The sequence below is a fragment of the Enterococcus sp. S86.2 genome, from assembly GCF_059834485.2.
Genome location: NZ_CM206813.1, coordinates 2,612,693 through 2,625,762 on the forward strand (window position 1 = coordinate 2,612,693; position 13,070 = coordinate 2,625,762).

At 37.8% G+C, this 13,070-nt stretch carries 4 protein-coding genes; all 4 read right to left on the minus strand.

Features of this window, described 5'->3' with window-relative positions; all coding sequences use genetic code 11:
- Window positions 1–80: 80 nt before the first annotated feature.
- Window positions 81–6,506, minus strand: a complete 6,426-nt coding sequence (locus AC6R0T_RS12510; protein ID WP_303754172.1) for a Cna B-type domain-containing protein — start codon at window positions 6,504–6,506, stop codon at window positions 81–83.
- A 696-nt stretch (window positions 6,507–7,202) separates the two neighbouring features.
- Entirely contained in the window at window positions 7,203–9,053 is a 1,851-nt protein-coding gene (locus AC6R0T_RS12515) for a C40 family peptidase (protein ID WP_303754173.1), read from the minus strand.
- 426 nt (window positions 9,054–9,479) lie between these two features.
- The gene (locus tag AC6R0T_RS12520; protein WP_206903283.1) at window positions 9,480–10,577 is read right to left on the minus strand and encodes a lactate oxidase; all 1,098 of its coding nucleotides are present in this window, start codon (window positions 10,575–10,577) and stop codon (window positions 9,480–9,482) included.
- Between the two features lie 701 nt (window positions 10,578–11,278).
- Window positions 11,279–12,826, minus strand: coding sequence for a bifunctional metallophosphatase/5'-nucleotidase (locus AC6R0T_RS12525; RefSeq protein WP_303754174.1), 1,548 nt, complete (start codon window positions 12,824–12,826; stop codon window positions 11,279–11,281).
- Between the last annotated feature and the right edge of the window lie 244 nt (window positions 12,827–13,070).

A 13,070-nucleotide genomic window follows, 5' to 3' on the forward strand; every position in this document is an offset into this window, starting at 1 on the left:
TACTAAAAAAAACAGCCCTACCAAGTAAGCAGTAAAATTACTGTTTACATCCTAGTAGGTACTGTTTTTTAACTACATGATTATATTTTTCTACGGTAAACAAACCAGCCACAAGCAGCAACACTAAGCAATACTAGTAAACCATAAAATGGTAAAGCAGTATTTTTGCTTCCGGTATTTGGTAAACGGCGGCGCGTCGTTGTGCTTGTTGTATCAGATAGTGTGCCCGCTGTTTGCGGCAATCTTGCCCGCAGTGAAGTAGTTGGTGTATTAGTTGGTGTCGTAGGCGTTGTTGGTATTACTGGTGTAGTAGGTACAACCGGCGTAGTCAACAACGTGTTGGTTACCACAAAATCATTTCCTTGTTGTGCATAGGTTACACCATAGCCATTTGGCACCTCAACTTCCACAACTTGATAGTTGATCACCTGATTATTTTCGTCAATTTGCGGCATTTGTTCCCACGTATACTGCCACGAATTATCAGCAGACAAAATAGCAGTCGCCACTACTTGGTCATTGGCAGTTAACGCGACAGAAATTTTATCTGGTCGAGTACTTGCGTTATTATCGACCCAAACTTTTTGGACATTGTAGGTCACCTTCTGCAAGTAATTTGTAATGTCCATGTCTTTGACAATGGCTTCATAACCGGTCGGGATATCCAATTCTTTGACGGAATAAACATAAGCTTTGCCATTTTGATCAAATTTCGGCAGGTCGCTAAATTCATAACGCCAATCATTAGCAGCGGTCACAATTTTCCTGTAAGCTGCACCACTCAGAGCTTGACCATTTTGCAAAAGTTGGACTTTAATTTGGGTTGGACGAGCTTTGGCCGCATCATTGGCATCTTGCCACGTTTTCTTTCCTGCAACGCTGGTGGTAATTAGCTGATTTGTAATCACTTGACTGCCATCAGCAGAAAAATTCGTTACAGCTTCATAGTTAGCGGCAGTCTTTACTTCCACAAATTTATAATGCAACGTTTTTTGCGTATGATCGGCTTTTGGCAACCCACTGACTGTCACCGTTCCATAATCTGGACCGCTTAATTGATAACGGCCTGTCTTGTTTGTCGGCGTTTTTACAACTTGGGCTAATGCTTCTGGTGTTCCTTCTGGCCAAGACTGCAATTCAAAGGTTACAATTTCGGGTCTACTTTCAAATTGATTATCAAAATCTTGCCATTGTTTGGTCACACTCACTGAGATTTCCCGCAGACAATTGGTAAACGTTACCCTTCCATTTTCGGCAACTTCTTTTACGTAATGGTCGGCTCCAGCTTCTTCATCTTGCGGGGTATAGGCTTCTTTAATCCCCACTAAATTTTCGGCTACACCGTATTGTATCAAACTTCCAGCGGCATCGTATTTTGGCAGATCGGTAAATGTACCATGCCAAATATTATCGCTATCACTGCTATGCAAGGTGATTTTTTTGTCAACTTTAAAAACATCTTCAAAATCTACCCACTGTTTTTCAACTTTGACTTTTAACGTAAAGTCTAGTCCATCTGGGCGCATGCCATAGTGATCACTTTGATCAAGCCAAATTTTATCAACGCTAACTTCTGTCGTCTCCATTTCATTGTGCAAATTGTATTCATTGGCATGACTTACAAAACCAGTAGGGACATCTTCTTTCACCCGATAAGTTAGGCGATTTTCTTGTTCATCATACAACGGTAAATCGGTAAAACTATAGGCCCACTTCGGCGCTGTCACGACTGCCTTAACAGGAACTTGGTTGCGTCTGAAAGCTTGCCAGTTCTTTCCATTATCGCAACTAACCTCTAAATTCACCGTAATAGAAGTTGGTATGACCGCATATTTTCTAGCCAAATCATCCCAAGTTTTCTCACCACTAATATTTTGAGTCTTTAAAGTATTGGTAAGTGAAGTTCCTGTAACTTGGCTGTCAAAACCAGCTAAGGGAACTTCTTTTATCCGATAGCTAAATTTCACACCAGCAGCGGCATCAACATCATAAACTGGTAAATTACTAAATTGATAGTGCCACCCTTTTGTCGCATTTGTCTTAACTTCATCAACAATTTGATAATTTGCATCCGGTGTGTTTGCTTGTTTTCGTTCCAATTGAATTGTAATTTCATTTGGCACGACGCCCGCTTCATCATTGCCTTTTAAATTCCATATTTTAGTACCGGCAATTTCAGTCGTGATTAATTTATTGGTCACAGAGTATACTGCCTCTGTTAATTCTTTACCTGCCACTGTTACTTTTCCTTGTTCATTTAAAGCGATCTGGGTTAAGACAAAATCGCCTTTATAACCATTGGGATTTTTTGTCTCCGTAATTGTATAAGTGTAGCCATACGCTAAATCAAAACTAAAGCTACCATCTGCTTCACTCGTTTTAACCACAGGTGTCTGAAGGGGCTCACTCGTTAAGGTGAATTCCGCTCCTTGCAATGCTGTTAACGTTTTTTCAGCAACTTTTTTCAACTGAATCGTACCTTTTAAAACTTCATTTGTCTTGGTTACAGTTGCTGTTTGCGTTGCGTCAGCTTTTACTTGCACCACTGTGCTATACAAATCTTGCGGTAATTCATAGCCTGTTGGCGCTGTAATTTCTTTAAAAATATACTTACCCGGAAGTAAATTTTCGACCAAAATAGTACCGTCATTTTGCGTGGTGAAATAATGGGTAGCCGTTGCACCTAGTTTTTTACCATGCGCATCTTCTGTAACTTGGGTTGTGGCATTGCCTTTTTCATCTGCATGATACAAGGCAAAAACGGCACCTGCTAATTTCTTATCTTTTGTTTCAGCATCACTTTTTATCAGTTTTAAATTTCCGACTTGCTCATTTGTGTAGCTCAAAGAAATGGTTTGCGCTTGAGAATTACCATTTTCTTTGATTACTACGCTTATTCCTGCTTTTAATTCTGGACTGATATAATAACCACTTAATGCTTGGCCTTCTTTTATGATATATTCTCCATAAGTTAGTCCTTCAAATGTTAAATTTCCTGAAGTATCTGTCTGCTTGGTATCAATTGCTTCGTCAGATCCTTTGCGATACAAATCAAAACGAACATTTTCCAGCGCTGCTTGGCTATGCTGATCTTCTTTGTGCAACGTGATTTTATGGGTAACACCTTGTGCGGTCCCACCAGCATCTGAAATTTTGAATTTATCTTCTGTTGTATCTGTGATTTCTTTTTGTGTAATATTATCACCTGTTACTTTGACAGTATTTTTCAATTGGATTTCTTTTCCCGGTTGTCCAATTGGATTGACCTCTGCCTTATAGGTGATTTGTAATGTTTTTTCCAATTTTTCATATGGACCTGTCAGTGTAATAATATAACCTCGCGGTGTAACGCTCCCCGTGTAGTCTTGATTTAATTTCAACTCGTAGTTATCGTCCATAATTTTAAAACTTGCTGGAATAAGATTTAAAAATTCATTTGGTTCATCCGCAACATTCACGTTGTACAAGATGAAGCCCGCTGGATTTACTGTGACCTGATAGGCTGTAATCTTTTTACCCGGGTAATCCGGATCATTTGTCACAACCCCTGCCGCATTTTTTTCTTTGGTAACGTAGGCTTTGTTATTGTCTAGACTAAGCTGTGCGTCTTTTTTAATTTCTGCATTATTACGATCGCTATATTGTACTGTGTTTTTCACGATTCCAGAGGGGATATTGCTTTCATTTTCTAAATCTTTTACTACTACATCAAACGTAACTTTATAAATTGTCTGCTCGCCAGCTTTAAAACCGGTAATCGTTAACTTTCCATTATCATTTTGCAGCTTCAAAGGTGGATTTTCTGTAACTTCTTCAAAGTTATCCCCTTTTTTAACATAGACTTTAAAACTATTTTCCACATATGTTTGCCCCGGGTTTAAGACATCGACGACCTGTGCATCTTCACCATAATAGTGCCCTTGTGCGTTAATCGTCACGCCCCAATTTACATAGTGTTTTTTAGTATTCTTATCATAGCGGTACGTGCCGGCTTTATCTAAATCAATATTGTAGTAGCTTTTATGTTCATATTTACCTTCTCCATTTTGTTGGCCTTTTACGCCGTTACTTGAATAGTTATAAACAACCTGATTCACCATCGTATCGGCTAATGTTTCATAATTTGATTTAAATCGAATTATAAAGTAATCGTCAGAAGCTTTTTCTAGCGTAGAACTAACGGTAAATTTAGTAACACCATTGGCATTTTTTTCATCGATGGTAACGGTAAAATTAGTAAATGACCCTACTAACTTATTATTCTTGTCATAACGGGTAACGGTAATTTTTCCTTTTAAATCTGCTGCAGTGCTAGCTGGAATATACATGTCATTTTGCAATGTATCGGTGATTGACCATTTATCCAATTTGATTGCATCATTTTTACCACTGCGTTTTTTATTAATCGTAATTGCCCAAGGAATGGTTTTATTCGTAAAGTCAACAGCCTTACCATTGACTTCTTTTACCACCCCACTGGTTAAATGATGTGTGCCTTTACTGCCGCTATTATCAGTAAAAGAAGCAGTATTGGCTACTGAAGTTGCCGTAGCACCTGTTTTTAATTTGGTGTAAATCGGAATGCTCACTTGTCCTTTTGTTCCTTTTGGAATCGTAATAACATATTTGCCGGCATCTTGTCTGACGGTAACTTGTGTTTTGGGTACTGTTATTTCTTGCAAATAATCTTGCAGTTGCTTTGCCGTTGTAATTGGTGTTCCATCTTTGGTACAAAAATCTTGATTTCCATCCGGTAATTCATAAATATCGACTGCTGGCAAACTGGCATCTTTTTGCTTGTAAACAATATTCCAGTTAATAATCTCGCCATATTGTTCCACATAACTTTTCGTCACAGTAGCACTGCCCACGACAGTAGTAGAGGCCACTGCCGTCAAATCTAAACCTTCTTTTGCAGTTAAGTGTGCTTCATTTTTAATATCTGGACTGGTATAAGTCACTTTTTTTCCATCAGTGCTCACTACTTTATCCAAAGAAAGTTTTGTTAAATCAATTTCTGTTGCTACCACAACTTTATAAACTTTACTTGTCGGCGTTGGTAAGCCCACAGCGACTTTGGTTTTGTCACTGCCAATGACAACCGACTTGGTAACATCTTTGCCGGTACCATTTAATGTTCCATCAGGCTTCACATCGGCTACGTCGTATTCATAAACCGTAATTTTAGTCCACGTCAGATGTTCAGGTAATGTATCTGTAATTTTACCGGCTGTCATTTCTGTGCCATATTTATTGCCGATAATTGTCCACGTTACATTGGCCTTTTCACTACTGCCATAGCTTACTTTACCAACAGTTTTTTCCAAAGCTTTGTAGTCAGGTTCTTCAACATGAACTGTCGTATCGCTATCTTCTTGGACAAAGGGAACTTTTACCTCTACATTTCCCGTTGTATTTCCTTTTACGTCACTGACAGTACCAGCGACATAAAATGTGCCGGAAATATCGTTGCGTCTTTCAATATTATCGGAAAAATGAAGGGTTACCGTTCCATCTGCTTGAATATTAAAACGACCAAAACAAATCCCCTGCCCATCTTTTAACTCGCCTGAAATTGTTTGATCAGCTGTTGTAGGATGAATGTGGAAATTTTCTGGCAATTTAAAAGTAAAATAATCCCCTTGAAAGTCATTGTCACCTGCATTAGCTGTATAACCCAGCATTTCTTTACGCAGACCTTCAGGTAATTGCCAGTTATATTCCAAAAGAATATTCTGACCAATCACAATGCTATCGCCATCTTTAATTTCCTGATTTTGATCGTCTTTTAAAGTAGCATTCAATAAAATTGTTTGATTATCCCCTAAAAAATTTCCTGTATCTAAGTCCACCAGATTGGCTTCATTGCCTTTTTCTTTTGTACGCGCTGTAGCGCGTTGTAGCACCTGATTTTTGGCGTTACTCCTTGTGCTATTGTTTTCATTGCCTTTTTCTGCAGGTTTACTGGTTGACTGCGTTTCTTTTTTGGCAGACAGAGCTGGCAGTGTTACCGTTAGCGGTGTGGTTTGTGCTAATAAATCTGTTTTTCCACCTTTTAAATCATAAGCCAAAATTTGCGGTGTAATCGTCAGTTGATGTCGATATGGCGTAGTAAAAGCAACTTGATGGCCTAATTGTGCTGTTTTTTCAGCGGCGGTCTGTAAAAAACCAGCGGCATAAGTAAAGATGTCACCTGCATTACTTTGAATTGCCGTTGGTGTCACTTCTTCGTTGCCACTTTTAAGCGAAAAACCAATAGCGCGGGGTAATTCACTAGCAGCCTTGTTGTAATCTATCAACCACTGTATTTCCTTATTTTTTTCATCCACACTATAGGTGATTCGGGCATTACCTGCTTCATTTTGAAAAACAGTATGCGTAGTTTTATCTGTTGCTGTTGCCGCTAAAACTGCTCCGCCACTAAAAAGTGCCTCCCCAAACGGAAAAAGCGTCAACAAGATTGTCAAAAATGTTATCCAGTTAAATCTTTTTTGTTTTCTTTCCATAATTGCATCCTCCCTTATTTCCCAAAAAAATGTTATTCCCCCACAATATTTCGTTTTCTTCTGCTGCTAAAAATTCAGTAAAAACGAAAATAACGCAAATCACTTTTTGATTTGCGGTCAAAATATAATTGTCTTGCTTGTTTTTAAATTTGTTGGAATCCTCGCCTCCCGTCTCCCTTGCTTATCCAGCATAATAAGAACTGCTTATTTTACTCATTTTATAAAAAACAAATCTTATATAATGGTTGTTATATAAAAATCTACCATATTTTTATTTAATTGTGAATAAAATCACTCCCATTTTTTTAATAAAAAGTTTGTTTTTTAGCAATTCTTTATTTTTCAAAAATAATCATTTCTAGACAAAATAACGATAATTATTATCGTTAAAAAATTATTATCATCTAGAATATTGCAATTTATCAACAAAAATAATTTTCTCCGCTATGAATAGCGTTTGTTATCCCAATCAAAATAAAGAAATATTTTTATTAACTTTGACTGACTTTTTCCATTAAAAAGAACAACAATAAATAAAAATTTCACAAATAAAACTAAAGCTCGTCAACTAGCTGATCGACTTTAAAAGCTAGCAAAATTCCTGTTTTATTGGTTAGCATTACCACTAGAGCAAAAAAAGACAGAAGCAAAAGTCATCCTACTTTTGTTTCTGTCTTTCTTTAATTTTCACCAGACTTACTTCCCTTTAACATCTGCTTCGTAATACCATTTGTTACTACCGTTAACTTGATAGGCGCGAATGCTGCCATATTTTTTGCGAATATCTCGTACATTTTTGATGGTAAAAGTTTTTTTATAGTCGCTTTTCAAGATCCAACCGCCGCTTTGATAAGAGCGCGCTGAAGTTTTAACATTTAACCGTTGTCCTTTTTTTAACGCTTTAAAACTACTCGTTTGTAAAGTCACATCCCCTTCGTAATACCAGCGGCTTGAGCCTTTCATCTTATAAATACGCATATGAATGCCTCTTTTGGGAATCAAACGCATTCTTTCAATTTGGTGGACTTTATTCTTATCCCCACTTGTAATTTTGCCACCTGTTTGATAATGCGTAGCGCGGCTAGTCGTCACAACTTTAGTTCCGACTTTTAACTCTTTAAAGCTGCTGGTCTGACGTGTCACGTCACATTCGTAATACCAACGATTACTCCCTTTGGCACGATAGGCACGAATGCTACCAAATTTCTTGGGGATATAGCGGACGCTGTCGATCACAAAAGCACTCTTTTTGTCATTTGCCGTAATTTTGCCGCCACTTTGATACGAACCCGCCGTCTTTTTCAAGCTAAACACTGTGCCTATTCCAAGTTGTGAATAGCTGCTAACCTGACGTGTCACATCACACTCGTAATACCAACGATTACTCCCTTTGGCACGATAGGCGCGAATGCTACCAAACTTTTTGGGGATATAACGAACACTGTCAATCACAAAAGCACTCTTTTTGTCATTTGCTGTAATTTTACCGCCACTTTGATACGAACCCGCCGTACTTTTTAGACTAAAAATAGTGCCGTTGCCTAGTAATCCATAGCTACTCGTTTGCGGTTGAACATCTAACTCATACAGCCATTTTTTGGATTCTTTAACGGCATATATTTTGCGGCTGCCCCATTTTTCAGTAATTTTTTTATACCCGGTAATTGTATAGGCCCGATTGCGATCAGCACTTTGAATCCAACTGCCATCTGAATAACTCAACGCACCACTTTTTATCGTAATACTCGTTCCGTTTTTAATAACGGGTAGTTCATCTTTGATTATTCGACGAGCAAAATCTGGATAAAAATATTGAATGGCAAAAGCAGAGACACGCTGACCAGGATAAGGGGCATGAATCGCAAGTCCGTCTCCAATGTATAACGCCACATGGATCGTGGCATTCCGGGGACCATAAAATAGTAAATCCCCTGCTTTCAAATTTAAATTTTGCCCTTTTGCACTACTTCGCGCAACTTCTGTACCTTGCTTTTCTTGTTGGTAAGTCACCCGCTGTAAGGGGATATTTAAACTTTTCAAATAAGCGTATTGAACTAACCCAGAGCAATCAAAATCATTGGGACCGGCTGCTCCCCAACGATAGGGTTTATTTAAGTGACGCTTTACTTCGGTCACAATTTTTTGCTGCTCTGTCGTCATTGTCGTGCTACTCCGCGCATAAAGATTGCGATTGAGCTGTGCTTCATTTACTGCTGGTAACGCGTTAATTTGTGCCTTTTGTGCAGCAGTTAAAGGTGATTGCAGAGGAGCAGAGCTTTTAATTTCTGGTAATTTCCGTTGGGCGCGGGGCAAATTATTGGCATCTGTTGTTTCTGTTCCATCTGGTTCAATCACATTACTACTTGCAGTTGCATCACTTATCTCTTCACTTTCCTTTGAGGCTGAACTTTCAGTAGTACTGGCTGAAACATTCGTTGTAACCGTCTCTTTTTTTGTTTCAACCTGTGATGAATCGACAGTTTCCGGCGGTACAATTGCCATTTGAAAACCTAGTAAAGTTAAAAGTAATCCCATACTCCACTTCATTTTCTCATCCCTCTCTCATTTTACTCCCTTTTATTTTAGCATGTTCTTTCAAGAGACTTCAAACAATGCGATTTTCTTTTTTTGTTCGAAAAATGACACTCGTAATAAAAATTAGCAGAAAACAACGCCTACCGTATCTGAATAAATCAATTTAATACAACAACCTCGTTATATAGCAACAGTTATTTTAAAACAGCTACTTACCTCCTTGACTATTTTTTTAGCTTTCTATTTTCTCATTTTGCTTACAATCACTGCAACAAAAAAAGCTAGAACAAATAACTTGTCCTAGCTTTTTAAGCGATAAAATTTGGCTTACTTGTAATTGCTTAAAGTAATTGCGATTAAAACAAAATATAAGAACCTTTTTTGAGAATGCACTTATTTCTTAAGGTTAAATATTTTCATTACAGCCACGTATCAAAATTAATCAATTAATTTTGTTTTCTTTACATCTGCAATTGTTTTCGTACCAGCCAATTGCATCGTGATTGATAATTCTTTATTTAAGTGATCAAAGACAGATTTCACGCCTTCAGCCCCACCTAAATTCAAACCATAAATAACGGGACGACCGATAGCCACTAGATCAGCACCACTAGCTAAAGCTTTAAAGATATGTTCCCCACGACGTACACCAGAGTCAAATACAATTGGCACACGTTTGTCGACAACTTCTGCTATAGCAGGTAAAACTTCAAAAGAAGCAGGACCGCCGTCTAATTGACGACCACCATGATTGGAGACCCAGATACCATCTGCACCAGCTTTAATCGCTAAATCTGCATCTTCAGGTGATTGAATTCCTTTAACAAAAACAGGTAAGTGTGTTAAATCTTTAATTTTTTTGATATCTTCTGGAACTAAACCTTGTTTTGCAGCCGCATAAATTTCGGCAATCCCTTTACCTTCACCGTTACCACTTGCACTTTGTTCAGAATAAGCAGCTAGATTAGGCATTGGTAGTGGAAATTGGAATTGGTTGATAATATCTTCTTCACGATAACCACCCAATGTTGAGTCGGCAGTTAAAATAATTGCTTTAGCACCAGCTTTAACAGCTTTGTCTAAAATAAATTCATTGAAGCCGTCATCTTTACTCATATACAATTGGAAAAATTGTGGTGCATCAGGAGCTGCAGCAGCTGCATCTTCAATGGTTGTGTTCGCGTACGTACTAATTGAAAAAATAGAACCCGCAGCAGCAACCCCTTTTGCGGTATCCGCTTCACCTTTTTCATGAGCCAAACCTTGGGCTGCAGAAGGCGCTTGAATAATTGGTGTCTTCAAATCAATATCCCACAATTTTGTTGATAAGTCTGCATGATCAATACCTTGTAAAATACGCGGCATAATTTTTTTATTCATAAAAGAAGCAGTGTTTTCTTTCATCGTCCATTCGTCTTCAGAACCGCCACGAATGTAACCAAAAGCGCCAACTTCCATGCGTTCTTTCACGCGGCCTTCCAATGAGGCAATATTCACGATATCAATAGGATGTTCTTCATTACTTGTATGATACATAAGACTTTCCTTCTCTCTTGTAAATTACGTGTTTATCTTAACTCTCTTATTAAAAGTAAGCAACTATTTATACTTGGAAAGGAAAAGCTTTGCGAACTCGTTTAACTTCCAAGTATTAAGACGGAATTTTAATAAATTGTTTCTCAAATTTCTTAAAATTTTGACTTAATACCGAAGGAAGTTAGTTCGTAAAGCTAGACATGATGAAAAGCTTTACGAACTTGCACAACTCTCAAGCAATAAGATGAACGCTTGATAAATTGCTCTTCAAATTTCTCAAGCGTTTGGCTTATTGTCGCCGAGAGTTAGTTCGTAATGCTAGACATGAGGAAAAGCTGAAAGGGCCGTTTAGCTCTTTGGAAAAATGTCGGAAATTTGCATTCTGATGTTCTTTATCAGAATCTAAGTTTTCGAATTTTTCCCAAAGAGTTGGCACTTGAAGCTAGACAGCTAGAAAAGCTTTACGAACTCGTTTAACTTCCAAGTATTAAGACGGAATTTTAATAAATTGTCTCTCAAATTTCTTAAAATTTTGGCTTATTGTCGCCGCAAGTTAGTTCGTAATACTAAGCACTAAGCAGTCACGCAATACTTTTTTTTGTAAAAAATATACTTTCTTTACACAAAAAGCCCCACATTTAATATTTTCCCACCTGTTAAACAGGTGGGAAAAACAAAAACGTGAGACTTTTATGCTGTGATTATTTCACACTAAAGTTATGGTTTACTTCTGCTTTTAAAACAGGATGGGCTTGCAAGTATTCGGCAATTACTTCTGTCATATCCCGCGGAATTTCTTTAACGATTTTATCTGCGCTAAACATAGCATAGTTGCCCCCGCCAACTGCGCGGTATTGGTTCATGACAACTTCCAATTTGTCATCAGGTAAAATATCTGCACCGGCTAATTGTAATTTCGTGATTTTTTCACCATAAGGTTTACTCAAATCAATAGCATAATCAATACCTTCATACATATCGTAGTTATAATATTGTGGCTTTGGATCAATAAATTTCGGGTTAAAGACGATTTGGCCATCTTCTAACACTAAATAATTTGCCGTTTGTTCTAAAGCTGCTTTTAAATCTGCACCGGTAATTTTTAGAACAGCTAATGTATTTGGATAAATATAATTGGTGATGACATCTCGCATCGTGATAACTTCACCAAAGCCTTTTCCTTCATTATTAAACAAGGCTGTACCCGAAATTTTAGCCCCACTGGCCCACATTTGAACGCGATTAATAAATTCAATATACGGATGTTCACTAATTCGCGCCCCCATTGGATCAGTGATGTGCATATCCCCTTGAACTTTACCCACAGGCTGATCCAACCAATTTTCCAACTCGTGATCCAATTCTTGAATTAAGCCAACAACTTCTCCATCCGCCTTTGCATCTTTTGTCGCCACAATTTCAGCAGCAGGATTGCTTACTTGCCACTTGTCACCGGTTTTATTTAAATCTAACGTAATTTTACCAATGTAATTTCCCCGAAATCCTGGTTGAATGACCGGCACACCGTTAACCACCGTAGCAATTTCTCTGTGTTGGTGGCCTGTTACAAAAGCGTCAATGCCACTGACAGTTTGCAACAATTCGTATCCTTCATTTTCTCCAGTCAACATTTCGGTCGCTTCACCTGTCACTAAATCTTTTTCAAAACCACCATGATAAGAAACAATAACAACATCAGCTAGCTCGCGCAATTTGGGCACGTATTCTTTAGCGGTTGCCACTAAACTTTTAAAAGTTAAATCCTTAACAGTTGCTGGTTGCTCCCAATGGGGAATATATTGTGTCACCACACCCAAAATCGCAATTTTGACGCCTGCTTTTTCTAAAATAACATAGGGATCGCCAAAATAAGGTTTGCCATCTTTGTCTAAAACATTTGCCGCTAAAATTGGGTGATTATAGCTTTTAATTGCTTTTTCTAAATAAGGTAGTCCATAGTTAAACTCATGATTTCCCAACAATCCCACATCATAGCCCATATGATTAATGACTTTCGTAATTTCTGCTGGGTCTTGCTTTTGTTTGGCTGCGTAATAACTTAACGGTGAACCTTGAATAAAGTCACCATTTTCAATTTTAACGACCGGTCCATCTGCTTTTGCTGTTAGTTCTTGCATTTTAGTCGCAACTTTGGCCGTACCAAAAGGTAAGTCTGCTCCTTTTTCCGCATAGTTGGTTGGTTGAATGTAGCCGTGCATATCGCTTGTGGCTAAAATAGTTAATTTCATTTTTTCTTCCTTTCCTGCATTTTTTATAAAAGATTTACAAACTTTCTCACAATAAGCTACAATTCAGCTAAATTACGCCTTATTGTCAGTATTTAGCACGAAGAGTTTGTTTAGTATTCAGACATTCACAAAAAAATTGATCTTAGCGAGCAATAGTAAATCGGTAATTTTGCTTCTTTATCAAACCTTTGTAGCCTATACAATCACTGAAATTTTTAAAGTTTTTCCTTTGTCATCATACCAT

Coding starts and splice junctions, on each gene's coding strand:
- AC6R0T_RS12510 (WP_303754172.1), bottom strand. CDS start 6,506: ATGGAAAGAAAACAAAAAAGATTTAACTGGATAACATTTTTGACAATC.
- AC6R0T_RS12515 (WP_303754173.1), bottom strand. CDS start 9,053: ATGAAGTGGAGTATGGGATTACTTTTAACTTTACTAGGTTTTCAAATG.
- AC6R0T_RS12520 (WP_206903283.1), bottom strand. CDS start 10,577: ATGTATCATACAAGTAATGAAGAACATCCTATTGATATCGTGAATATT.
- AC6R0T_RS12525 (WP_303754174.1), bottom strand. CDS start 12,826: ATGAAATTAACTATTTTAGCCACAAGCGATATGCACGGCTACATTCAA.